The organism is Lentzea sp. DG1S-22 (assembly GCF_036321065.1).
Lineage (GTDB): Bacteria > Actinomycetota > Actinomycetes > Mycobacteriales > Pseudonocardiaceae > Lentzea > Lentzea jiangxiensis.
In genome coordinates this window covers 2,971,477-2,993,605 of the sequence record NZ_CP143276.1, presented here as the reverse complement: position 1 = coordinate 2,993,605, position 22,129 = coordinate 2,971,477, and the positions used below count along the sequence as shown (strand labels likewise).

Sequence of the window (22,129 nt, the reverse complement as noted above, 5' to 3'; positions counted from 1 at the left end):
GGCGGCGGGGAGGCCGGCCGCCGGACACCGCCGAGCGCGCCAAGCCGTGCTGGGGATCGTGCGAGCTTCGCCGCGACGGTGAACGGGTACCTGCGTCGCATGACGCTCGTATCCGACCGGCACCCGGTCCGCGCATTCGCCCTGGTCGCCGGGGCGGTGCTGGTCACCGCCGTGGTGGGCTCGCTGTTCTCCGTCTCCGCCGGCTCGACCTACACGGCGCTGGAGCAGCCGTCCTGGGCGCCGCCCGCGTGGCTGTTCGGACCGGTCTGGACGACGCTCTACGTGATGATCGCCGTCTCGGGCTGGCTCGCCTGGCGGTCCGGTGCCACCCGCGGCGAGCTGGCGTTGTTCGGCGGGCAGCTCGTGCTCAACGCGGCGTGGACGCCGTTGTTCTTCGGTCTCGGCTGGTTCTGGGTGGCGTTCGCCGAGATCGTCGTCCTGTGGCTCGCGATCGCCGCGCTGGTCGTGGCGTTCCGGCGGCGGAACAGGGCCGCCGCTCTGCTCCTCGTGCCCTACCTGGGCTGGGTGAGCTTCGCGGCGGCGCTGAACCTGTCGATCGCCCTGCTCAACTGACCCCGTTCAGTTGACGGGGGACTTGCTGCGGGCGCGTTCGACCGCGGTGGTCACCACGCCGAGCAGGAGCATCCCGGCGCCGAGGCCCAGGTGCAGCCAGTTGTCGGCGGTGTTGACCGGCAGGAAGTTCGAGTCGGTGTGCTCGCCGATCGCCGAGCCGTAGACCCACAGGAACACGTAGAGGCCGCCACCGACCATCAGGAACGCGCGGGCGGCCTGGGCCCTCTTCGCGGCGAGCAGGCCGAGCACGCCGAACAGCAGGTGCACGAGGTTGTGCAGCACGGACACGGCGAAGATGCCGAGCAGGAGGGCACCGGAGTGGCCGGCGAACGCCAGCTCGTCGTAGCGCGAGGTGATCCCGGGGACGAACCCGAGCACCCCGACGAGCAGGAACGCCGCGCCGACCGCTGCGGAGGCCTTTTGAACTGGTCGCATGCGAGGTGGCTACCCGGCGGTGGCCGGAATGAACTCCCGCACCACCTCCATCCCGGTGATCGCGGACGCACCGGGACGGCTGAGCCGGAGCCGGTGAAGTGCTCCTCCACGCCGCGATTTGTCGTCGGCAACATCGCCCGAGGCCGGAGCCGCGTTTCCGTGGAAGTCCGCGAGAAATGGCTGGCGCCGCTGCGAGTGAACGCGCATGATGATCCGCATGCGCCGTTATCGCAGCTATCCGCCCAGCTCAGGCTCTCCGTCGTGACGCCGTAAGGCCTCGCCGACGTCGAGAGCCGCCCACCCGTGCACAGCGGGTCGGGCGGCTTTTTCGTGCGCTCGAAGAATGAACGAGCAATGGTGGAGAAGGGGCTGTGGAGCCCCGCCCGTCTGTAAAACGGGAGCCCTCGCGCAGAGTCGGTTCGACTCCGACCTCCACCACCAGCCGTTGCGCCACCGGGGTGAACCCCGGCAACGACCCCCTCGCTCCCCGCGACCTCAACAGCGGAGGAAAGGGGAACCATGTCCATCGACATCCAGCAGCCCCGGCCGCTCGGCCTGGTCGGGAGCCGTGTCCAGGTCGCGGGTACCGCGGGCGGGGCGTTCGAGGCGCAGTTCGGCTACCGGATCCACGAAGGCCACGACGAGGTCGTGGGCGGCTTCACGGCAGGCGACGGGGGCGGCGGCCACGGCCAGTTCCGGATCGAGGTCGACGTCTCGGGCGCGTCGTTCGCGCTCGACCGGCTCTTCGTCGAGGTGTTCTGGCAGTCGCCCAAGGACGGCGCGGAGCTCGACAAGGTCATCGTGCCGGTCGTGTACGGGCCGCGGATCGTGCCCGGCTACCGCGTCTACCAGGAGTACGAGGTCAAACCCGGCGACACGCTGTGGGGGATCGCCACCCACTTCTACGGCGCCGGCAACCTCTACACGCGGCTGGTGCGGGCCAACCCGCACGTCATCACGGATCCCGACACCATCACCCCGGGGAGCGTGATCCGCGTCCCGCTGTCCTGACGCCGTGGCGGGGCGGCCCGCGGTCGTGGTCGCCCCGATGCGGCGGTGAGTTGGGACACGGGCTCAAGTGAAGCTGTGCCGAGGACCTGGCGCCTTGTTGATTTCATACAAAGCACGCTGCTCAACTCGTTCCGCTCCAGCGGTTTTGTTACCGGGTAGTAGACGAGAGTGTGTACATCGATTGGGCGGCGACTGCCGCTGAGGTTGTCTGTCCGCGAGGAGAGAAGTCGTTGTTCAGTCGTGTAGCGATCGTCAACCGCGGGGAAGCCGCAATGCGGCTGATCCACGCCGTCCGTGAACTCGCCGCCGAGTCAGGGGAACGGATCGAGACCGTCGCCCTGTACACCGATGTCGACAAGTCGGCGCCCTTCGTGAGGGAAGCCGACCTCGCCTACAACCTCGGCTTGGCGGCCGACCGCCCGTACCTGAACCTCCAGGTGCTGGAGAAGGCCCTCGTCGAGACGAAGGCCGACGCCGCGTGGGTCGGCTGGGGCTTCGTCGCCGAGATCCCCGAGTTCGCCGAGCTGTGCGAGAAGGTCGGGGTCACCTTCGTCGGGCCGTCCGCCGAGGCCATGCGCAAGCTCGGTGACAAGATCGGCTCGAAGCTGATCGCCGAGGAGGTCGGCGTTCCCGTCGCGCCGTGGAGCCGTGGCGCCGTCGAGAACCTCGAGCGCGCGCTCGAGGTGGCCGAGGAGGTCACCTACCCGCTGATGCTGAAGGCGACCGCCGGTGGTGGTGGCCGCGGCATCCGCAAGATCACCTCCCCCGAGGAGATGGAGGAGAACTTCGAGCGCACCAGCCTGGAGGCCGAACGCGCGTTCGGCTCCGGCGTGATGTTCCTGGAGCGCCTCGTCACCGGCGCCCGGCACGTCGAGGTGCAGGTCATCGCCGACGGCCAGGGCACGGCGTGGGCGCTCGGCGTCCGCGACTGCTCGGTGCAGCGGCGCAACCAGAAGATCATCGAGGAGTCGGCCTCCTGCGTGCTGGAGCAGCACCAGGTCGACGAGCTGAAGGCCTCGGCCGAGCGGCTCGCGAACGCGGTGGGCTACCGCGGCGCGTGCACCGTCGAGTTCCTCTACCACCCCGGTGAGAAGCTCTTCGCGTTCCTCGAGGTCAACACCCGCCTGCAGGTCGAGCACCCGATCACCGAGATCACCACGGGGTTCGACCTCGTCAAGGCGCAGCTGCACGTCGCCGGTGGCGGCAAGCTCGAAGGCGCCAAGCCCGTCGAGCAGGGCCACGCCGTCGAGGCACGCCTGAACGCCGAGGACCCGGACCGCGACTTCGCGCCGTGCCCCGGCACGATCGTTCGTCTGGAGCTGCCCGCGGGCCCCGGCATCCGCGTCGACACCGGTGTCGCCGAGGGCTCGCAGATCCCCGCCGACTTCGACTCGATGATCGCCAAGATCATCGCGTACGGCCGCGACCGCGACGAGGCGCTCGGCAAGCTGCGCCGCGCGATGGCCGAGACCACGGTCATCATCGAGGGCGGCACGACCAACAAGAGCTTCGTGCTCGACCTGCTCGACGAGCCCGCCGTGATCGACGGCTCCGCCGACACCTCGTGGATCGACCGCGTCCGCGCCGACGGCGGCCTGGTCTCGCACCGCCACTCCGCGATCGCGCTGGCCGCGGCCGGCATCGAGGTCTACGAGGACGAGGAGCAGATCAACCGCTCCGAGCTGCTGGCGTCCGCCCGCGGCGGCCAGCCGCGCACGAACCACGAGGGCGCGCGCAAGCTGGAGTTCGTGCTGCGCGGCCAGCCCTACGTCGTGAACGTCGCCCGCGTCGGTCCCGCGAAGTACCGCGTCGGCGTGTGCGCGGCGGACTCCGACACCGTGCTGACCGGTGACGTCGACGTCGAGCGCTTCGACCACCACGTCGGCCAGATCACCGTCAACGGCACGCGGTTCCGCGTCGTCACCGGCACGCACGGCCCGGTCCACCAGGTCGAGGTCGACGGCGTCACGCACCGCGTCACCCGCGACGAGGGCGGCGTCCTGCGCTCGCCCATGCCGGCGCTGGTCGTCGCCACGCCGCTCGCGGTCGGTGCCGAGGTCGAGGCCGGTGCCCCGGTCCTGGTGCTCGAGGCGATGAAGATGGAGACGGTGCTGCGCGCGCCGTTCCGCGCCCGCCTGAAGGAGCTCAACGTCGTCGTCGGCACGCAGGTGCCCGCCGGTGGCGCGTTGCTGAAGCTCGAGGAGGTCGAGGACTCCTCCGGCGCCGCCGACGTGGCGAAGTCCGAGTCGTCGGTCGAGCTGGAGCTGCCGGCCCCGCGCACGGACGTCCGTCCCGAGGAGCTCGCCGCACGCGGTCAGGACGACCTGCGGGCGTTGCTGCTGGGCTTCGACACCACGGCCGCGGACACCGACCGCGTGCTGACCGACTACCTGCGCGCGCGGAAGGACCTGAAGGAACGGCCGCTCGTCGCGGAGGCGCAGCTGCTCGGCATCTTCGCCGACCTGTGCGACCTCTCGCGCAACCGTCCCGCGGGCGAGGAGAGCAAGCCCGAGAACCACATCCACTCCCCGCGCGAGCACTTCCACACCTACCTGAAGACGCTCGACGCGGACCGCGCGGCGCTGCCGGAGAGCTTCCGCGCCAAGCTGACGAACGTGATGGGCCACTACGGCATCACCGAGCTGGACCGCACGCCGCAGCTGGAGCAGGCGGTCTTCCGCATCTTCGTGGCGCAGCGTCGCGGTGTGTTCGACGCGGCCGTCGCGACGGCCCTGCTGCGCCTGTGGGTCGAGGAGGCGCCGCCGGTCGAGTCCGAGCGGGTGCGCGTCGGCCTGGTGCTGGAGCGCATCGTCGCCGCGACGCAGGTCCGCTACCCGGCGGTCGCCGACCTCGCCCGCAGCGTCGTGTTCACGTGGTTCGCGCAGCCGCTGGTGCGCCGCAACCGCGCCCGCGTGCACAGCGAGGTCCGCAAGCACCTGATCCACCTCGACGCGCACCCGCGGGCCGCCGACCGCGAGGAGCGGATCGTCGCCATGGTCGCGTCGGCCGAACCGCTGGTGCGCCTGCTCGGCCAGCGCATCGGCAAGCCCGGCGCCGACAACACCCCGCTGCTCGAGGTGCTGGCCCGCCGCTACTACACCAAGAAGGCGCTGGAGAACCCGCGCGTCAGCGGTTCGTTCTTCATCGCGGAGAACGAACCGGAGCAGACCCGGCTCATCACGACCGCGGTGGAGTTCCCGTCGCTGACCGACGCCATCGGTGACGTCGTCAAGCACGGTGAGGGCAGCGCCGTCGTCGCCGACCTCTACGTGAACTGGGCCGACGGTCCGTCCGACCAGGACGAGATGGCCGCCGGGCTCGGTGCGGCACTGGCCGCGCACCAGCTGCCGCCGACGATCACCCGCATCACCACCACGGTCGCGGGCCGCCGCGGCGAGTCGATGCACCACCACTTCACGTTCCGCCCGTCGTCCGGCGGGTTCGCGGAGGAGAGGCTGGTGCGCGGGCTCCACCCGCGCATCGCCGAACGCATGCAGCTCGAACGCCTGCGCGAGTTCGACCTCACCCGCCTGTCCTCGGTGGACGAGGACGTGTACCTGTTCCGCGCGGTGGCCAAGGCGAACAAGTCCGACGAGCGCCTCGTCGCGCTCGGCCAGGTCCGCGACCTGACGCCGCTGCGCGACGACGAGGGCCGGATCGTCGCCCTGCCCGCCGCGGAGGACGTGCTGGCCACGTGCCTCGACGGCATCCGCCGCGCCCGTGCGCAGTCCGGTGGCCGCACCCGTCTCGCGACGAACCGCGTGGTGCTCTACGCGTGGCCGCCCACCGACCTGTCGTCGAAGGACCTGGACGCGATCGGCCAGCGCGTGCTGCCGACGACCACGGGCCTCGACCTCGAGGAGGTGCTGTTCCTGGCGCGCCGCAAGGACCCCGTGTCCGGCGAGCTCAGCGACGTCGGCGTGCGGATCGCCCAGGACGCCGGCTCGGGCGTGCGGTTCTCGTTCGTGCAGCCGCCGACCACCCCGATCCAGCCGCTCGACGACTACCGGCAGAACGTCCTGCGCGCCCAGTCGCGCGGCACGATCTACCCGTACGAGCTGGTCGACATGCTCGTCGGCGACGGCGGCTCGTTCGTCGAGCACGACCTCGTCGACGGCGCGCTGGTGCCGGTCGACCGCCCGCGCGGTGGCAACAAGGCCGGCATCGTCGTCGGTGTGGTGACCACGCCGACGCCCGCGTACCCCGAGGGCATGAAGCGCGTGGTGCTGCTGGGCGACCCGACCAAGTCGCTGGGCGCGCTGGCCGAGCCCGAGTGCTCGCGGGTGATCCACGCCCTGGACCTGGCGTCGGAGCTCTCCGTTCCGCTGGAGTGGTTCTCCCTGTCGTCCGGCGCGAAGATCTCGATGAGCTCCGGTGTCGAGAACATGGACTGGGTGGCCGCGGCGCTCAAGCGGATCGTCGAGTTCACGCAGGACGGCGGCGAGATCAACGTCGTCGTCAACGGCATCAACGTCGGCGCCCAGCCGTACTGGAACGCCGAGGCCACGATGCTCATGCACACCAAGGGCATCCTGGTCATGACGCCGGACTCGGCGATGGTGCTGACCGGCAAGCAGGCGCTCGACTTCTCCGGCGGCGTCTCGGCCGAGGACAACTACGGCATCGGCGGCTACGACCGCGTCATGGGCCCGAACGGCCAGGCGCAGTACTGGGCCCCGGACCTGCGGTCGGCGTTCGACGTGCTGCTGGCGCACTACGAGCACAGCTACATCGCCCCCGGTGAGGCCGGTCCGCGCCGCGTCGCCACGTCGGACCCCGTGTCCCGGGACGTCTCGTCGTACCCGCACGTCGTCGGCGACAGCCCGTTCACCACGGTCGGCGAGATCTTCTCGACCGAGGCGAACCCGGACCGCAAGAAGCCGTTCGACATCCGCACGGTGATGCGCGCCCTGTCCGACCAGGACCACGACGTGCTGGAGCGCTGGGCGGGCATGGCCGACGCCGACACCGCCGTCGTGCAGGACGTGCACCTCGGCGGCATCCCGGTGACGCTGCTGGGCATCGAGTCGCGTGGCGTGGCCCGCACCGGCTTCCCGCCCACCGACGGCCCGGACACCTACACCGCCGGCACGTTGTTCCCGAAGTCGTCGAAGAAGGCGGCCCGCGCGATCAACGCGGCCTCGGGCAACCGCCCGCTGGTGGTGCTCGCGAACCTGTCCGGCTTCGACGGCTCACCGGAGTCGATGCGGGAGCTGCAGCTCGAGTACGGCGCCGAGATCGGCCGCGCGATCGTCAACTTCCGCGGCCCGATCGTCTTCACCGTGATCTCGCGCTACCACGGCGGCGCGTTCGTGGTCTTCTCGAAGGCCCTGAACCCGTCCATGACCGTGCTCGCGGTCGAGGGCTCCTTCGCCTCGGTCATCGGCGGCGCACCCGCCGCGGCCGTGGTGTTCGCCCGCGAGGTCGACGGCCGCACGGCCAACGACCCGCGCGTGAAGAAGCTGGAGTCCGCCGTGGCCGAGGCATCCGGTGCCGAGCGCGCCGCGCTGACCGCCGAGCTGTCGTCCACGCGGCAGTCGGTGCGGACGGAGAAGCTCAACGAGATGGCCGCCGAGTTCGACCGCGTGCACAGCGTGCAGCGCGCGGTGGAGGTCGGCGCGGTCGACGCGATCATCACGGCGGCGGAGCTGCGGCCGGCGATCATCAAGGCGATCGAGGACGGTCTCACGAGGTAGGCCCGCTCAGGATCAGGCCCGGTCGTCTTCGGATGGCCGGGCCTTTTCTTCCCTGCGACGGCGATCCGCGGATCGTGGCGCTCCCGGTGAACACCACGACCGACGCCGAAAGCGTGACGTGGCTGGAGGGCAGGGGCTGGACCCGGTGCGGGCGCCGGGAAAGCCGAAGCGGTGGTGGCACCGCTGATCACTCGTTGGCGATGCCGAACGGGATGTGCACGCACGGCACTGTCTGGGTGAGATGGCCGCGCTGGTCGTCGAAGAAGATGTGCGGCCTCAACACGTCGAGGATCGGGGCTTTCTCGAGTCCTCCCAGGAAGAACGCGTCGTTCACCGTCAGTCCCCAGGCCTTGAGGCTGTTGATCGCGCGCTCGTGCGCGGGCGCGGAGCGGGCGGTCACCACCGACACGCGGATCCGGGACTCGGCCTGGCGCTGGACGCGGTTCACGCCGGCCAGGAAGTCGCGCAGCGGGCCGGGGTCGAGCGGGGTGACGACGTTCGTGGCCTCGTGCCGCTGGAAGTGGTCGAGGCCGCCGCTTTGGTAGATGCGCTCGGAGGCGTCGTCGGCCAGGACGCCGTCGAAGTCGAACGCGATGCGCAGCGCGGGATCATCGTCGTCCTGGAACGAGGACTTGAGGACCTGGCCCGCGGGCATGCCGGCCAGCGTCGCTTTCCGGACGTCGTTCTCGTTGGCGGACAGGAACAGCGACATGTTCAGCGCCGGCATGAACTCGTGCGGCGCGCGGCCCTCGGTGAAGATCGCGCGGGTGATCGTGAGGCCGTGGTGGGCCGCCGACCGCAGGATGCGCAGGCCGGTGTCGGGGGAGTTGCGCGACAGCACGATGACCTCGACGAGCGGTCCCGACGCGTTGAGCCGCAGCAGTCTGCGCAGGAACGGGAACGCGACGCCCGGCGCGAACGGGTCGTCCAGGTGCGCCTCCTGGTAGGCGCGGTAGGCCTGCTCGCCCTCGGCGTGGAAGACGGCGTCGGAGGAGGACAGGTCGAACAGGGCGCTCGACGCGACGCCTACGACCAGCAGGTTCTCCAGGCTGGGAGCCACAGCACGGGATCGTAGCGGCCACGCGGGAGCGTTTCTGGTACGATCGTACCAATGTACTGGGTGGTGCTGGTGGCCTCCGGCGTGCTGGAGGCGGTGTGGGCGACGGCGCTCGCGGCGTCGCGCGGGTTCCGCAGGCCTTGGCCGGTGGTGGTGTTCGCCGTGTCGATGACGCTGAGCGTCGTCGGTCTCGCGTGGGCGATGCGGGGGATCCCGGTCGGCACGGCGTACGCGGTGTGGGTCGGCGTGGGGGCCGTGCTCACGGTGCTCGTCGCGGTGCTGCGCGGTGAGGAGAAGCTCGGGGTGGCGCGGGCGCTGCTGCTGGTCGCGCTGATCGGCTGCGTCGCGGGCCTGAAGGTGGTGAGCTGATGCACTGGGCCGTGTTGCTGGCGAGCGCCGTGCTCGAAGCCGTGTGGGCGACGGCGCTGTCCCAGGGGGCCTACGTGCTCTTCGTGGTGGCCGCCACGCTGAGCATGGTCGGGCTTTCCGTGGGCATGAAACGGATTCCGGTCGGCACCGCGTACGCCGTGTGGGTCGGCGTCGGTGCGGCCCTGACGGTGACGTGGGCGATGATCACCGGTGAGGAACCGGTCTCCGCGTGGAAGATCGTGTTCCTCGCCGGGATCATCGGCTGCGTCATCGGTCTGAAGTTCCTGAAGTCAGGCGTTGATCGTCCACCGCTGGTTGGCGGTGCCGGCGCAGTCCCAGAGCTGGAGCCTGGTGCCGTCGGCGGAGCTGTTCCCGGTGGCGTCGAGACACCTTCCTGACGCCGCGTTGCGCAGCTGGCCGTTCGACTCGAAGGTCCACTGCTGGTTGCCCGCACCCGTGCAGTCCCACAGCTGCGTCACGGAGCCGTTGGCGGTACCGGACGCGTCGAGGCACTTGCCCAGGGCGCGCAGGGTGTTGCCGTTGCGCGTCCACTGCTGCGCGTTGGTGCGGTTGCACGTGTAGAGCTGCACCGCGCTGCCGTTGGCGGAGCTCGCCGCGGCCACGTCCACGCACTTGCCGCCGAAACCGGTGATGGTGCCGCCGGTGGGCTGCTGGGTGCCGCCGCCGGCGGTCTCCCAGATGGCGTTGAGCAGGCTGGTGCTGCCGGTGGTGTCCTGGGACAGTTCCCAGTTCATGATGCCGCCCGCGTTGGCCAGCGCCCACTGGGTCTTGCGCCGGATCGTCGGCAGGCCGTTGTAGGAGTTGCCGTTGTAGGTGTCGCGGTTGGCGTTGGCCGGGTCCTGCGCGACGAGGTCGCGGTAGGAGATGTAGGTCGGCCGGCTGTAGAACGGCACGCCGAGGACCGCCTTGCTCGCGGGCAGCCCCCGGTTCTTCCAGAAGTTGACCGACGCGATCGACCAGTCGTAGTTCGCGTGCGGGCTGCCGCCGTCGTAGGCCATGATGTTCAGCCAGTCGACGATGCCGAACACCGCGGGCTGCACGCCGTTCGCCGTGCCGCCCTCGGAGATGACGGCCGCGGTCAGCAGCTTGCCCCGGCTGTGCAGCTGGTCGCCGAGCTGGCGCATCAGCAGCGTGTAGTTGTCGCCCTCGACGCCCGGGTCCGGGTACTCCCAGTCCATGTCGACGCCGTCGAGGTTGTACTGGTTGACGAGGTTGATCAACGCGTTGACGAACGTCGTGCGGCCGTTGGCGCTGGCCGCGAGGATCTCGAAGTTGTCGTCGTTGCCGTCGTTCCAGCCGCCGACGGCGATCGAGACCTTGACGCCGTTCTGGTGGCCGAGGCTCACCAGTTGCTGCAGCTTGGCGGGGTCCGGCACTCCTTGGAGCGTGCCGTTGGCGTTCGGCAGCACGAACGAGTAGTTGATGTGCGTCAGCTTGTTGTAGGGGAGCGTGCTGACGTTGCCGGACCACGACGGCATGTAGCCGACGCTTTTGAACCCGGCGGGGTAGGCGGCCTGCGCGGCAGGCGCCATGACGGTCAGGGTCGCCGCGGCGGCGGCCAGCGCGAGGCCGGCGGCACCGAGGCGGGAGCGGAGTGAACGCATTGCAGGGGTGGCCTTCCACTTCGTCGAGCGCCCACCGCGGACGTTAGTGGTCTAGACCGGTTGCCGGAAGATCGACTCGGGACCGGAACTCGTTCCGGTCGGACCTGCGAGACGTCACCGCAGGTAGGAGGCCCCGTTCACATCCATGATCGTGCCGCTGGCCCAGACCGCGTGCTCGGTGGCGAGCCACGCGACGGCCGCGGCGACCTCCTCGGGCTCGGCGACGCGCCCGAACGGGCTCTGCGCGCGGATCTCGTCGCCCGCCGGGCTGTCGAGCAGGTCGGTGACCATCTCGGTGCGCACGAACCCCGGCGCGACGCCCGCGACCGCGATGCCCTTCGGGGCGAGGGACTGGGCCAGCGACTGGGTCATCGCGTGCAGACCGGCCTTGGCCGCGCCGTACGCCGGGGCGTCCGGTTCGCCGCGGAAGGCGCCCCGGGAGCCGACGTTGATGATGCGACCACCGGGCTGCATGTGCCGCACGGCGTGCCAGGCGAGATCGGCCGGTCCGTACAGGTTGAGCTCGACCGTGCGGCGCCAGGCCTGCTGCCACTCCTCGAAGCTCGTGGTGCCGATGGGGTGGTGGAAGTAGATGCCCGCGTTGTTGACCAGGACGTCGAGACCGCCGAGCTTCTCGACGGTCTCGGCCACGACCTGCCCCGCCTGGTCAGCGCCCAGGTCGCCCTGGACGGTGACGTGGCCGTCTCCGTCCAGCGCTGCCGCCACCGCCCGCGCCTCGTCCGCGCCGGAGCGGTAGTGGACGGCGACGCGGTGGCCACCGCTCGCGAGCGCGTGGGCGATGGCGGCGCCGATGCCGCGGGAGGCTCCGGTGACGAGTGCGCGTCGGGTCATGGGGAGATCATGCCTGACTGTTGATCAGCCACTTGCCGTTCTGCTGCACGAACGTGAACGTGTGCGTCTCGGTCAGGACGACGTTCTGGCCCTGCAGGTACTGCAGCGTCGCCGTGACGGCGTTGGGACCCTGCGGCACGAAGTTCGAGAGCTGCACCGAGGTGTAATTGCGCCAGAACGACTGGTAGCCCTCCCAGGTCAGCCCGCGTCCCGCCTTGAACGAGTCGGTGAGCAACGTCCAGCCCGTCGGCAGGTCGCCGGGCAGCAACGCGTAGTAGGAGGTGAGCGCCTCCTGGGCGTTGGCCGGTCCGGCGGGCGGCTGCGGGGGCTGGCTCGGGGTGTTTTGCGGCGGGGGCGTCTGCGAGCCGGCCGGTGGCGTCTGGCTGGTCTCCGCGGGCGGCTGCGACTGCGACTGGGTCTCCCCGGTCGTCGGCTGGGCCTGCGTTCCCGTCGACTGCGGGCCGCTCGTCGGAGCCTGGGCGTTCTGGCCGCCGTCGCCCTTGGGCCACAACAGGAACGAGCCGACGCCGACCGCGATCACCAGCAGGACGATCGCGATGGGGACGAGCGGGAACCTGCGGCGGTTCTCGTCCTCGGCGGGAGGCGCGGGCGGGGGCGTCTCGGCGGCCGCGGCGCTCGGCACGGCCGCCTGGACGACGGTGGGCTTCGGCTCGGGTTCGGGCGCGGGCTGCGGTGCCGCCTGCGGCTCGGGTTCCGGTGCCGGCAATGGCTCGGGTTCCGGTACCGCTTCGGGCTCCGGCTCCGGCTCCGGCTCGGGGGTCGCCTGGGGAGTCGCCTCGGCGGCCTCGGGCTTGGGGGCCGTCAGTCCGGCCGCCTCGCTCGCCGCCGCACCCGCGACCAGCCCGGCCGCCGCGGCACCGGCATCCTGCTTCGCCTTCCCCTCGGGCTGGGCCTCGACCGGCAGCTGCACGGTCGACGGGATGACCACCGTCGCCTCGGAGGCCTGCGGCGTCTCGTTGACGACCGCGGCCAGCAGGTGGACGGCCTCCTGCATGGTCGGCCGGCGCTCGGGTTCGTTGGCCATCAGCCGGAACAGCACGGGCGCGAGCAGCGGACCGGCGTTGGCGGGCGGCATGATCGCGCCGCCGGCGACGCGGTGCAGCATCGCGAGGTGGTTGTCCGCGGTGCCGAAGGGCGGGTTGCCCTCGACGGCGTTGTAGAGCGTCGCGCCGAGCGAGAAGACGTCGGAGGCCAGACCGGTGTCCTCGCCGCGGGCGACCTCGGGGGAGAAGAACGCGGGTGTGCCGACGGTGCCGGTCGCGGTGGCCGTGGCGTCCTCGCCGGTGGCGCGCGAGATGCCGAAGTCCGTGATCTTGACCTCCTGGTCGCCGATCAGGACGTTGCCGGGCTTCACGTCGCGGTGCTGGATGCCGTGGCGGTGCGCGGCGGCCAGCGCGGCGGCGGTGTAGCAGCCGATGCGGGCCACCTCGCGCGGCGGCAGGGTGCCCTGCTCGGCGATGACGGCGGCGAGGCTGCGCGACGGCAGGTACTCCATGATCAGCCAGGGGCGCCCGTCGTCCTCCACGACGTCGTAGACGCGGATGGCGTTCGGGTGCTCCAGTCGTGCCGCCAGCCGGGCCTCGCGCATCGCCCTGACCTTCGCGCGCTCGACCCTGGCGTCGTCGACACCGTCCAGCGCGAGCAGTTCCTTCGCCGCGACCACGCGCTGGAGTTGCTCGTCATAGGCCTGCCAGACGACTCCCATCGCGCCCTGGCCGATCTTCTTCTTCAGCTGGTAGCGGCTACCGATGAGCCTGCTGCTCTCCTCCACGCGGGTGCTCCCGTCCCCTCTGATCACTCACAAGTGTGACGGTTGCCGCGTTCGCCGTTGACCATAACCCCATATGGGGGTACTAATGGGGTTATGCCAAAAATCAACGTGTACCTCCCCGATGACCTGGCGGAATCCGTGAAGGACATGAACATCCCCGTGTCGGCGATCTGCCAACGGGCACTCGAAGGTTCGGTCAAGCGGATCACCGCGATCCGCGCACTCACGTTCGAGGATCTCGCAAGCGACAGACCCCCGCAGTTCACCGAGCGGGCGTGGAAGGCGCTCGAGAACGCCGCCGGGAGCGCGCGGGGCTCGAAGATCGGCACGGCGCACCTGCTGGCCGGCATGGTCTCCGAAGGCGCGAACCTCGCCCTGGAAGTGCTCCGGGCGCTCGACATCGACCCCGGCTCGCTGTCGTCCGCTCCCGCGAGCACCGGTGACGGGCCGGGGTTCGCCGACGACGCGGCGTCCGCGCTGGAGCTCGCGGTCGTCGAGTCGATCGCGCTGGGGCACAACTACGTGGGCTGCGAGCACCTGCTGCTCGGCATCGTCGCCGAACCGGACGGCGGGGGCGGCGAGGAGCTGCGGCGGCTGGGCGTGGACATCAAGAGCGCGCGCCGGGCGGTGCAGACGGCGCTCGCGGGCATCGCGCACCTGCAGAAGCAGCGCAAGGCGGCACCGGACCCGGCCCAGGTCCTGGAGATGATCATGACTCGGCTGGCTCGGCTGGAGCGGCACGCGGGTATCGGCTGACGAGCTCGGCGCCGATGCGCGCCAGGTGCTCCTCGACCTCGGGCGACTCGACCGTGACCAGGCCGCCCCAGCCCGCGACGTTGCGCGCGATGTCCAGCGGGCGTGGCGCCGTCAGCTCGACCTTCGCGTGCTCGCCCCGTTCTTCGACGACGGTGCAGTGGCGGCCGTGCTGGTGCCGGAAGATCTCCAGGAACCGCGTGGGTACCAGCACGACCGCCGTCGTCTCCGACCGCTTGCGCTCCACGGTGGTGACCACCTCGTCCCAGGCGCCCGCCAGGTCGAAGCCGGCGGGCCGGGACGCGGGGGTGCCGGTGAGGGAGGCGCCGAGAACCCGGTCGAGCCGGAACGTGCGCTGCCCGTCGTCCGTGCCGGCGACGAAGTACCAGGTGCCGTCCTTGTCGACGAGCCCCCACGGGTCGACCACGCGGCCTCGGGGTGCCTCGCCCCGCTTGCGGTAGGTCAGCCGGACCCGCACCTGCCGCACCACGGCCTCCTGCAGCACCGCCACCAGGTCCGGCCGGTCCTTCGCGTCCTCGCCCCACGCCGCCGTGTCCACGACCGTCGCCCCGGCAGCGGCTTGGGCGTCGGCGCGGAAGGTCCGCGGCAACGCCCGCACGAGCTTGCGCAGAGCCGACCTGATCTCCGGTGCGACGGACGTCGCGGGCCCGGCGACCAGGAACAACGCCCGCGCCTCCGCCGAGGTGAGCCCGCTGAGGTCCGTGCGGGCACCTCCGACCAGCGACCAGCCGCCGCCCCGTCCGCGTTGGGGGTACACGGGTACCCCCGCCGCGGACAGCGCCTCCAGGTCGCGGCGCGCGGTGGCGCGGGAGACCTCCAGCTCCTCGGCGAGTTCGGCGGCGGTCACCCGGCCGCGGGCCTGCATCAGCAGAAGGGTGGCGACGAGACGGTCTGCGCGCATGTCTCCAGATTCCCGCGGAAAGTGCTCAGTGGATGAGCACTTTACGGCCGAAGCTCACCGGCAACGGACCGAAACTCCCTGGAGGCAGTTGTGTTGCGAGGAATGTCGACCGTGTCCTACTTCGCCGACGACCTGGCCGAGGCCCGCGACTGGTACGCGGAGTTCCTCGGGGTCGACGCGTACTTCGAGCGGAGCACCCCCGACGGCGTGCTGGGCTACGTCGAGTTCCGGATCGGCGACTACCAGGCCGAGCTCGGCATCGTGAACCGGAAGTTCGCGGTGACGCCCTCGGACGCCCCCGGCGGGCAGATCCTGTACTGGGCGGTCGACGACCTGGAGGCGACGCTGGAGCGGCTCCGCGAGCTCGGGGCGAAGCCGCACGACGAGCCGCGCGTGCGGGGCGAGGGGTTCGTGACGGCGTCGGTGGTCGACCCGTTCGGCAACGTCCTCGGCGTCATGACCAACGTCCACTACCTGGCCATCGCGGAACGGAACCGCCGCTGACACCGCTCTGCCTATCCTTCACGGGTGACGACTCGGCTCGCCATCACCGGACACCGCGGCCTCTCCTCCGAACTGGAGGAGGAGGTCGGCCGGATGATCCGCGCCGTCGTCGCACGCGACGGCTCGGACACCGCGGTGGTGGGCGTGTCGTGCCTTGCCGACGGCGCGGACGCGGTGTTCGCGCAGGCCGTGCTGGACGCCGGGGGTGAGCTCGTCGCCGTGCTGCCGGCCACGCGCTACCGCGAGGCGCTGCCGGAGGGGTACCGGCCCGTGTACGACGGCCTGCTCGCGCGTGCGGGCCGGGTCGTCCAGCTCCCGCACGTCACACCGGACCCGGAGGCCTACAGGGAGGCGGGCCGGCGGATGGTCGACGAGTCCGACTCGCTGCTCGCGGTGTGGGACGGCCGGCCGGGACGCGGCCCCGGCGGCACGGCCGACGTGGTGGCCTACGCGCGGTCGCGCGGTGTGCCGGTCACGGTTCTGTGGCCGCAGGGCGCCGTTCGCTGAACCTGCGGCCCGGCAGCACCTCCGGCGGGGCGGCCGGTCAGGACAGCTTGGCGACGAGCTCCGCGCGGCTGCGGACGCCGAACTTCGCGAACAGCGACTTGAGGTGGTCCTGCACGGTGTACGGCGAGATGGTGAGGCGTGCCGCGATCTCCGACGTCGGCTGCCCGGCCAGCACCTCGTGGCAGACGTCCTGCTCGCGGCTGGTCACGCCGTGCGCCTTGAGCAGCAGCCCCAGCAGGTCCGCGCCGGACGCCCGGCTGATCGTCACGGCCGCGTCGAAGTCGTCGTCGCCCACGAGCCTGCTCGCCTCCAGCAGGACCCAGCCGCCGTGGGCGTCGCGGACCCGCGCCTTGAACGTGCCCGAGCGCGCTCCCGCGGCCGCCGCCCGCAGCATCACCGCGAACCGGCCCGGCGCGACCTCCTCCAGCTCGTCGCGCCACTGCGCCGTGGAGGCGGTCGACGCGCGGATCGTCCCGTCACCGGTGACGACGACGATGGCGGGCGTCCCCGTCCGCCGGGCCGCCGTCCGTGCCGCGACCCGGGTGGCGGCGCCGAGAGCGGGAGCCACGGAGACCATGAACTCCAGTTCGCGCTCGCTGAAGTCGCCGGTGCGCACCATTCCCGCGCCACCCCAGCACGTCTCGTCGGCGCGGAACAACGCCCGCAGTTCGTGCCGTAGGCCCAGCGGCCGCCAGACCTCGTTGAGCCGGGTCGACCGCTGGTCCTCGAGCCTTGCCACCGTGTCGCCGCGCTGGGCCAGTGCCGCGAACGTGTGCGGTTCGCCGGGCGTGTACTCGCACGTCGCGAGCACGGGTTCGTACTGCTGCGGGATGCGGTTGGCGCCGCTCGTCATGGTGCTGAACGCTCCGGAGTCCGGGTCCATCGACGCCCAGCAGGTGAGTTCGCACGGGACGACGTGGTCCACCAGCGCGATGGCCGCCGCGTGCAGTTCCGCGACGTTGAGCCCCGCGCTCGCCAGTGCCGTGACGTCGCGTCGCGCGCCCTGCGCCCGACCCTCCCACATGCTTCGCAGTATGCGCCCGGGCCGGCCCCGGCGGGGATCCCAGTTTTCCGGGATGCAGCCGCTCCCGCCACGAGCGGACCCTTCCGGGCATGCTGACAACAGCCGGCGAGGGCGAAGAGCTGTCCGTGCCCGACGCGAAGATCACCGTCCGCATCTCCGGCAAGGACACCGGTGGTGCCTGCGAACTGTTCGAGGTGGACGCACCGCGCGACGAGGCCGCGCCACCGCACCGGACTCCGTGGCCGAAGGTGTACTACGTGCTGCACGGGCGCATGGCCGTGTTCCTCGAGGGAGAGCTGCACGACCTGTCACCGGGTGACGCCATCGCCATCCCGCCCGACGCCCTGCACACCTTCACCGTGCACACGCCGTCCGTGCAGTTCCTGGCGTTCGCCGTGGGGGAGCGGATGGGCGCGTTCTTCCGCGACCTGTCGTCGAACGGCCTGGAGGCGCTGTCGCGGCACGGGGTGTCGCAGTGAGCGTCGTCGCCCAGGTCGCCGCCGGGATCGCCGCCCTGGTCCACGTGGTCGTGTGGATCTGCGAGGCGTTCCCGATCGGGCGGGTGCACCGGTCGATGTTCGGCCAGCCCGCCTCGGACGTGCCGGCGATCCGGCTGTGGGCGTTCGGGGTGGGGTTCTACAACCTGTTCCTGGCCGGCGGTCTGGTCGTGGGGCTTTTCGCGTTGCACGGCGGGCAGGAGCTCGTGGGTCGTACGCTGATCTTCTACGTGTCGTGGTTCACGCTGCTGGGCAGCGTGGTGCTGGCCGTGGCCGACCAGCCGGAGCTGAGCCGTCCCCGCAACCAGGCGTGGGGAGGCGTTGCGGCGGAAGGGGTTCCGCCGCTGGTGGTGCTGGTCTTCGCTTGAGAGACCTCTGGGGAGTGGCGTGAAGAAGGTCCGACTGCCGGACGGCGCGGTGATCACGGGCCGCGGCCTGCGCGACGGCAAGATCGTGGAACCGCACCCGCGGTACGGGGTGTACCTGCAGCCCAAGCCGGTTGACGTGCCGTGGGAGCACGACTGGATCGACTGGCCGGACTTCCGGCTGCCGCGCGACCACGAGGCCGCGATCAGGCTGATCCGCTCGCTGCACGCCCGTGCCCTGGCGGGCGAGGAGGTCGAGGTGGCGTGCAGCGGGGGCGTGGGACGCACCGGGACGGTGATCTCGTGCCTCGCCGTGCTCGCCGGGGTGCCCGCCGACGAGGCCGTGGCGTGGACGCGCGCGAACTACCACCGACGCGCCGTCGAGACGCCGTGGCAGAAGCGCTGGGTCAGGCGTTTCCCGGTCTAGTGGCGCGTCGCGGAACGTCGGTGGCGCGATCCGTGCTCAGCGCGCCGTCTGAGTGCGGACCCACCGCCACGTTCTGCGCCGCACCGCTAGTAGGGCTTTGCCAGGTGCGGTGTTGGAAGTGTCGCGGGGGTGATCTTTTGGCGGGTGGGGCCGGAGAAGATGGCCGTGATTCGCCCGGCAATCGAAAACTTCGCCGCGGAGATGTTCGACGGGTTCGCTCGGCGTGATCAGCGGGGCAAGGGCGAGTTGTATCTGCCTGGGCTGTTGCTGGACGGCAAGCGCAAGTCGATGCAGCCCACGGCCGAGCGCTTGCATGTTGACCATCAGGAGTTACAGCAGTTCGTCACGACCTCGACCTGGGATCACATGGAGGTCCGGCGTCGTTTGGCGGTGTGGGCGGCGGAGTTCGTCGATCCGGACGCATTGGCCATCGACGACACCGGTTTCCCGAGGACGGCACGTCGTCGCCGGGTGTGGCGCGGATGTGTTGCGGAGGGGTGGGCAAGCGCGGCAACTGCCAGATCGAGGTGAGGGTGCACGCCGTCACCGACTGGGCCTCGGCCGCGGTGGACTGGCGGTTGTTCCTGCCCGAGTCTTGGCGCCATCCCGCCCTCACCCATCGTGCAGGACCGCGCCGAACGCCACCACTGCACCAGGCGGATCGACAGCCTGCACAACGAGTTCGAGCTGCGCGCGGATGAACCCGAGGGCGTCCGCGATCGGGGACGACAGGAACGTTCACACGGAACTGATCCCCGCACACGATCGCGCTGGTCGCGCACCGGAAACCAGCCGCCGGTCACCAACCTCACCGCGACGACCCCGAACCACCACAACCCGGCCGTGAGATCGAACCCCAGCCCGGTGACCAGTGACCGGACAGTGCACTCCGCTCACGAAGAGTAGGTCGCGGTGACGACTCGCCAATGATGTCCGTCACTCTGTGGAGCGAGTTCGAGCGGTCGGGTGAACTTCGCCAGCGCTGGCCGGCATCCGGCGACCGCGGTGCGACGCTGCGACTTGCCGACCAGGCCGAGGAGGTGTTCGAGGTGATGGCACCCGAGCCGCAGCAGTCCCAAGAGCCTGACGCGTCCCACGCTCGACACAGACCTGAGGTATATAACACGACATCAGGTCATGCGGGCGGCGTAGTGCAAGCCGGCGCAATTCACGGCGATGTGCACCTGCACGCGGCACCTTCTCCGCTGGCGCAGGTGGTACCGCGGCAACTGCCCGCCGCGCCGGGGCTGTTCGCTGGGCGGGAAGCAGACCTGATCGAGCTGGACCATGCTTTGATCACCGCCGCCCCGAGTGGAGCGGGTACCGCCTTACCTGGACCGATCCGCACCGAACTACCCGTCGCAGGTGCGACCGTGATGGTCTCGGCGATCGGCGGAGCGGGAGGAATCGGCAAGACCTGGTTGGCGTTGGCCTGGGCGCACCGCAACCTGCACCGCTTCCCCGACGGGCAGTTGTTCGTGGATTTGCGGGGGTTCAGCGCGGCTAGCGACCCGGTGGCCCCGGCGGCGGCGGTGCGCGGGTTCCTCGACGCCCTCGGTGTAGATCCCGGACGCATTCCACCGGACCTGGACACGCAGGCGGCGTTGTACCGGACCCTGGTCGCGGGCAGGCGGATGCTGATCGTGCTGGACAACGCAGCGACCGCCGATCAGGTCGTTCCGCTGCTGCCTGGCAGTCCCACCTGCACCGTGCTGGTCACTGGCCGCCACCGGCTCGCCTCCCTGATCGACCGGTACGGCGCCCGCCACCTCACCCTGGGCGTCCTCACCCCGGACGAGGCACACGCCCTGCTGGCCGCGCGCGTCGGCAGCGACCGCATCGTCGCCGAATCCGACGCCGTCGAGGATCTGATCGAATTGTGCCGGGGCTACCCGCTGGCACTGTCGATCACTGCCCGCAACGCTGTTACCCGCCCCGCCACTTCCCTTGCTGAGACCGCCGCCGAACTGCGCCAACTGGGACTTGAGACACTCGACCACGACACCGACCCCGCAGCGAGCCTGCCCAAGGTGCTGTCCTGGTCCCTACGCCAACTCACTGACACGCAGCGCGCCGTGTTCGGGTTGCTGGGCATCGCTCCCGGCACCGACACCACCCTGCCAGCCGTGGTCTCCCTTACCGGTCTGTCTCCGGCCCGTGCACGGAAGGCCCTCTCCGCTTTGGAAGAAGCATCTCTCACTGAACGACAGTCACATGGCCGGTACGCGATGCACGACCTGGTCCGTGACTACGCCGCCACCACTGCCCACAACCTGCCCGACAACGTACGAGAGACAGCCCTGGTACGGGTGGTGGACTTCTATCTGCACACTGCCCGCACCGCCGACCGCCTCCTCGCTCCTCACCGCCAGCCCGTACGGCCCGACCCACCCGCGCCCGACGTCCACCCGCACCCGCTGCCCGACGCCGCAGCCGCGACGGCCTGGCTGGAGGCCGAACACGCCACCCTCCTCGCCGCCCAAAGCACCGCAATCGCCTTGGGACGCCACCACATCGTCTGGCACCTTGCCTGGACGTTGGAGACTTTCTTCCGCCGACGGGGGCACCTGCGCGATGCGCTCGCCTCGTGGCGGATGGCGCTGGACGCCGCCGAACACCTGTCCGATCCCACCATCCGCAGTCGCACTCACCGGTTCCTCGGCAATGTCTGCTCGCTGCTGGGACTGCACGAGGAGGCATCCGGACACCTCAACCGCGCCCTCGACCAAGCCGTGCGCCACTGTGATCTCACCGAACAAGCACACACCCACCAGATGCTTGCACTCGCCTGGGAACGACGAGGGGACGACCGGCAGGCTCTCGACCACGCCCGACATGCCCTCGCTCTCCATCGCACCCTCGGCCATCCGGTGCGGGAAGCCATCGCGCTCAACGCGGTGGGCTGGTACGCCGCGCGCCTGGGCGACTTCGACACCGCCCGCGACCACTGCGGCGCCGCCCTTGCGTTGCTGCGACACCAACATGACCTCGAAGTCGAGGCGTCCGTCCTGGACAGCCTGGGGTTCATCGCTCACCGCACCGGCGACCACCACCAGGCCCTTGATCACTACCAGCAGGCCCTCACCCTGTTCCGCACTCTCGGCAACACCTACTTGATCGCAAACACCCTCGACAACCTCGGCCACCCCCACGCCGCCCTGGGGCACGAGCAGGTCCGCGCGGTCTGGCGGGAGGCACTGGAGCTGTACCGGGAACAAAGCCGCGTCACCGACGCCCAACGCGTCCAACGGCAACTCGACGAACTGAACGAGACCGATCGGGGCGGTCGAGACTAACTGGCCCTGACACCATCGTCAGACGTGTCGGCAGCAGATGATGCAGGTGGCGAGGCCGAGGAGGACTTCGTGGATGTCGTCGCGGCGTTCCCAACGGATGCGCAGCCGTTTCATGCCGTGGTACCAGGCTGATCGTGCGCTCCACGACCTACCTGACCGTGCCCAGGTCGGAGCCGAGAACTGCGGGACCTGGTGCGGCTGGCCAAGATCCGCTGGCGCATCGAGCACGGCCACCGCGAACTCGAAGACGGCCTCGGCCTGGACCACTTCAAAGCCGTTCCTGGCTCGGCCGGCACCGCCACGTCACCCTCGCCACCGTCGCCCAGGCCATCTGCACCCAGCTCCGCCGCACCCCAAAGCCCCTGCGCAGGCCTGACCCTCTACGCGGTTCTGCGCGAACTCCAGGCCTTACTCGCGGTCTGGA

At 70.7% G+C, this 22,129-nt stretch carries 20 protein-coding genes, 1 tRNA gene and 3 pseudogenes; 15 read left to right on the top strand and 9 right to left on the bottom strand.

What is annotated here, in order from left to right; translation table 11 throughout:
• Positions 1 to 99 precede the first annotated feature (99 nt).
• Positions 100 to 573 carry a TspO/MBR family protein gene (locus V1227_RS12955; protein WP_329792756.1) on the top strand — a complete coding sequence of 158 codons (474 nt, stop codon included), beginning with the start codon at positions 100 to 102 and terminating at the stop codon, positions 571 to 573.
• 6 nt (positions 574 to 579) lie between these two features.
• On the opposite strand, the gene V1227_RS12950 is transcribed toward V1227_RS12955, so the two are convergent.
• Positions 580 to 1,008 (bottom strand): DUF4383 domain-containing protein, encoded by a 429-nt coding sequence (locus V1227_RS12950; RefSeq protein WP_329792755.1) that lies wholly within the window; start codon positions 1,006 to 1,008, stop codon positions 580 to 582.
• A gap of 9 nt (positions 1,009 to 1,017) precedes the next feature.
• Positions 1,018 to 1,227 carry a hypothetical protein gene (locus V1227_RS12945; protein WP_329792754.1) on the bottom strand — a complete coding sequence of 70 codons (210 nt, stop codon included), beginning with the start codon at positions 1,225 to 1,227 and terminating at the stop codon, positions 1,018 to 1,020.
• A 137-nt stretch (positions 1,228 to 1,364) separates the two neighbouring features.
• On the opposite strand from V1227_RS12945, the gene V1227_RS12940 reads away from it, so the two are divergent.
• The 3 genes from V1227_RS12940 (at position 1,365) to V1227_RS12930 (ending at position 7,715) form a co-directional block, all read left to right on the top strand.
• A tRNA-Tyr gene (locus tag V1227_RS12940) sits at positions 1,365 to 1,449 on the top strand.
• 78 nt (positions 1,450 to 1,527) lie between these two features.
• A complete protein-coding gene (locus V1227_RS12935; RefSeq protein WP_329792753.1) occupies positions 1,528 to 2,019 on the top strand; it encodes a LysM peptidoglycan-binding domain-containing protein in 492 nt (163 codons plus the stop codon).
• 230 nt (positions 2,020 to 2,249) lie between these two features.
• On the top strand, positions 2,250 to 7,715 hold the full coding sequence (locus tag V1227_RS12930; protein ID WP_329792752.1) for an ATP-binding protein: 5,466 nt from the start codon (positions 2,250 to 2,252) through the stop codon (positions 7,713 to 7,715).
• Between the two features lie 187 nt (positions 7,716 to 7,902).
• Here V1227_RS12930 and V1227_RS12925 read toward each other — a convergent pair whose 3' ends face one another.
• Positions 7,903 to 8,775, bottom strand: a complete 873-nt coding sequence (locus V1227_RS12925; RefSeq protein WP_329792751.1) for a 5'-nucleotidase — start codon at positions 8,773 to 8,775, stop codon at positions 7,903 to 7,905.
• A gap of 51 nt (positions 8,776 to 8,826) precedes the next feature.
• Between V1227_RS12925 and V1227_RS12920 the strand changes: the two genes are divergently transcribed.
• Both V1227_RS12920 and V1227_RS12915 read left to right on the top strand, forming a co-directional pair.
• Complete coding sequence (locus V1227_RS12920; protein ID WP_236224698.1) at positions 8,827 to 9,141, top strand: DMT family transporter; 315 nt, start codon at positions 8,827 to 8,829, stop codon at positions 9,139 to 9,141.
• Entirely contained in the window at positions 9,141 to 9,539 is a 399-nt protein-coding gene (locus tag V1227_RS12915; RefSeq protein ID WP_329792750.1) for a DMT family transporter, read from the top strand. Before V1227_RS12920 ends, V1227_RS12915 begins: the two co-directional genes overlap by 1 nt.
• Here the strand turns inward: V1227_RS12915 and V1227_RS12910 are convergent.
• The 3 genes from V1227_RS12910 to V1227_RS12900 form a co-directional block, all read right to left on the bottom strand.
• On the bottom strand, positions 9,432 to 10,766 hold the full coding sequence (locus V1227_RS12910; protein ID WP_329792749.1) for a glycosyl hydrolase family 18 protein: 1,335 nt from the start codon (positions 10,764 to 10,766) through the stop codon (positions 9,432 to 9,434). The two genes, V1227_RS12915 and V1227_RS12910, sit on opposite strands and share 108 nt — an antisense overlap.
• A gap of 114 nt (positions 10,767 to 10,880) precedes the next feature.
• A complete protein-coding gene (locus tag V1227_RS12905; protein ID WP_329792748.1) occupies positions 10,881 to 11,618 on the bottom strand; it encodes an SDR family NAD(P)-dependent oxidoreductase in 738 nt (245 codons plus the stop codon).
• Positions 11,619 to 11,625: 7 nt separating this feature from the next.
• Positions 11,626 to 13,410: a serine/threonine-protein kinase gene (locus V1227_RS12900; RefSeq protein WP_329792747.1), complete on the bottom strand. Its 1,785-nt coding sequence runs from the start codon at positions 13,408 to 13,410 to the stop codon at positions 11,626 to 11,628.
• 93 nt (positions 13,411 to 13,503) lie between these two features.
• Here V1227_RS12900 and V1227_RS12895 point away from each other — a divergent pair, with 93 nt between their 5' ends.
• Positions 13,504 to 14,166 carry a Clp protease N-terminal domain-containing protein gene (locus V1227_RS12895; RefSeq protein WP_329792746.1) on the top strand — a complete coding sequence of 221 codons (663 nt, stop codon included), beginning with the start codon at positions 13,504 to 13,506 and terminating at the stop codon, positions 14,164 to 14,166.
• On the opposite strand, the gene V1227_RS12890 is transcribed toward V1227_RS12895, so the two are convergent.
• Entirely contained in the window at positions 14,120 to 15,085 is a 966-nt protein-coding gene (locus V1227_RS12890; RefSeq protein ID WP_329792745.1) for a helix-turn-helix transcriptional regulator, read from the bottom strand. The genes V1227_RS12895 and V1227_RS12890 overlap by 47 nt on opposite strands.
• A 102-nt stretch (positions 15,086 to 15,187) precedes the next feature.
• On the opposite strand from V1227_RS12890, the gene V1227_RS12885 reads away from it, so the two are divergent.
• Both V1227_RS12885 and V1227_RS12880 read left to right on the top strand, forming a co-directional pair.
• Complete coding sequence (locus tag V1227_RS12885; RefSeq protein ID WP_329792744.1) at positions 15,188 to 15,589, top strand: VOC family protein; 402 nt, start codon at positions 15,188 to 15,190, stop codon at positions 15,587 to 15,589.
• Positions 15,590 to 15,613: 24 nt separating this feature from the next.
• Complete coding sequence (locus tag V1227_RS12880; protein ID WP_329792743.1) at positions 15,614 to 16,096, top strand: hypothetical protein; 483 nt, start codon at positions 15,614 to 15,616, stop codon at positions 16,094 to 16,096.
• 37 nt (positions 16,097 to 16,133) lie between these two features.
• On the opposite strand, the gene V1227_RS12875 is transcribed toward V1227_RS12880, so the two are convergent.
• Positions 16,134 to 17,120, bottom strand: coding sequence for a response regulator transcription factor (locus V1227_RS12875; protein ID WP_329792742.1), 987 nt, complete (start codon positions 17,118 to 17,120; stop codon positions 16,134 to 16,136).
• Positions 17,121 to 17,209: 89 nt separating this feature from the next.
• Here V1227_RS12875 and V1227_RS12870 point away from each other — a divergent pair, with 89 nt between their 5' ends.
• From V1227_RS12870 to V1227_RS12850, 5 genes and pseudogenes are all read left to right on the top strand, one after another.
• The gene (locus tag V1227_RS12870; RefSeq protein WP_329792741.1) at positions 17,210 to 17,599 is read left to right on the top strand and encodes a cupin domain-containing protein; all 390 of its coding nucleotides are present in this window, start codon (positions 17,210 to 17,212) and stop codon (positions 17,597 to 17,599) included.
• Complete coding sequence (locus V1227_RS12865; RefSeq protein ID WP_329792740.1) at positions 17,596 to 17,985, top strand: DUF1304 family protein; 390 nt, start codon at positions 17,596 to 17,598, stop codon at positions 17,983 to 17,985. Before V1227_RS12870 ends, V1227_RS12865 begins: the two co-directional genes overlap by 4 nt.
• A 19-nt stretch (positions 17,986 to 18,004) precedes the next feature.
• On the top strand, positions 18,005 to 18,409 hold the full coding sequence (locus tag V1227_RS12860) for a protein-tyrosine phosphatase family protein (RefSeq protein ID WP_329792739.1): 405 nt from the start codon (positions 18,005 to 18,007) through the stop codon (positions 18,407 to 18,409).
• Positions 18,410 to 18,568: 159 nt separating this feature from the next.
• A pseudogene (locus V1227_RS12855) lies at positions 18,569 to 19,008 on the top strand (IS701 family transposase); the annotation flags it as partial.
• Between the two features lie 327 nt (positions 19,009 to 19,335).
• Positions 19,336 to 21,705, top strand: coding sequence for an ATP-binding protein (locus V1227_RS12850; RefSeq protein WP_329792737.1), 2,370 nt, complete (start codon positions 19,336 to 19,338; stop codon positions 21,703 to 21,705).
• A gap of 18 nt (positions 21,706 to 21,723) precedes the next feature.
• On the opposite strand, the pseudogene V1227_RS12845 reads toward V1227_RS12850, so the two are convergent.
• A pseudogene (locus tag V1227_RS12845) lies at positions 21,724 to 21,843 on the bottom strand (IS5/IS1182 family transposase); the annotation flags it as partial.
• Between the two features lie 42 nt (positions 21,844 to 21,885).
• Between V1227_RS12845 and V1227_RS12840 the strand changes: the two are divergent.
• Positions 21,886 to 22,081, top strand: a pseudogene (locus tag V1227_RS12840) (transposase); the annotation flags it as partial.
• Positions 22,082 to 22,129 lie beyond the last annotated feature (48 nt).

What these genes read in the sequence shown, in the direction of transcription:
- V1227_RS12955 (WP_329792756.1), top strand. Translation starts at nt 100, where the DNA reads ATGACGCTCGTATCCGACCGGCACCCGGTCCGCGCATTCGCCCTGGTC.
- V1227_RS12950 (WP_329792755.1), bottom strand. Translation starts at nt 1,008, where the DNA reads ATGCGACCAGTTCAAAAGGCCTCCGCAGCGGTCGGCGCGGCGTTCCTG.
- V1227_RS12945 (WP_329792754.1), bottom strand. Translation starts at nt 1,227, where the DNA reads ATGCGGATCATCATGCGCGTTCACTCGCAGCGGCGCCAGCCATTTCTC.
- V1227_RS12935 (WP_329792753.1), top strand. Translation starts at nt 1,528, where the DNA reads ATGTCCATCGACATCCAGCAGCCCCGGCCGCTCGGCCTGGTCGGGAGC.
- V1227_RS12920 (WP_236224698.1), top strand. Translation starts at nt 8,827, where the DNA reads ATGTACTGGGTGGTGCTGGTGGCCTCCGGCGTGCTGGAGGCGGTGTGG.
- V1227_RS12915 (WP_329792750.1), top strand. Translation starts at nt 9,141, where the DNA reads ATGCACTGGGCCGTGTTGCTGGCGAGCGCCGTGCTCGAAGCCGTGTGG.
- V1227_RS12910 (WP_329792749.1), bottom strand. Translation starts at nt 10,766, where the DNA reads ATGCGTTCACTCCGCTCCCGCCTCGGTGCCGCCGGCCTCGCGCTGGCC.
- V1227_RS12905 (WP_329792748.1), bottom strand. Translation starts at nt 11,618, where the DNA reads ATGACCCGACGCGCACTCGTCACCGGAGCCTCCCGCGGCATCGGCGCC.
- V1227_RS12895 (WP_329792746.1), top strand. Translation starts at nt 13,504, where the DNA reads ATGCCAAAAATCAACGTGTACCTCCCCGATGACCTGGCGGAATCCGTG.
- V1227_RS12890 (WP_329792745.1), bottom strand. Translation starts at nt 15,085, where the DNA reads ATGCGCGCAGACCGTCTCGTCGCCACCCTTCTGCTGATGCAGGCCCGC.
- V1227_RS12885 (WP_329792744.1), top strand. Translation starts at nt 15,188, where the DNA reads ATGTCGACCGTGTCCTACTTCGCCGACGACCTGGCCGAGGCCCGCGAC.
- V1227_RS12875 (WP_329792742.1), bottom strand. Translation starts at nt 17,120, where the DNA reads ATGTGGGAGGGTCGGGCGCAGGGCGCGCGACGCGACGTCACGGCACTG.
- V1227_RS12870 (WP_329792741.1), top strand. Translation starts at nt 17,210, where the DNA reads ATGCTGACAACAGCCGGCGAGGGCGAAGAGCTGTCCGTGCCCGACGCG.
- V1227_RS12850 (WP_329792737.1), top strand. Translation starts at nt 19,336, where the DNA reads ATGATGTCCGTCACTCTGTGGAGCGAGTTCGAGCGGTCGGGTGAACTT.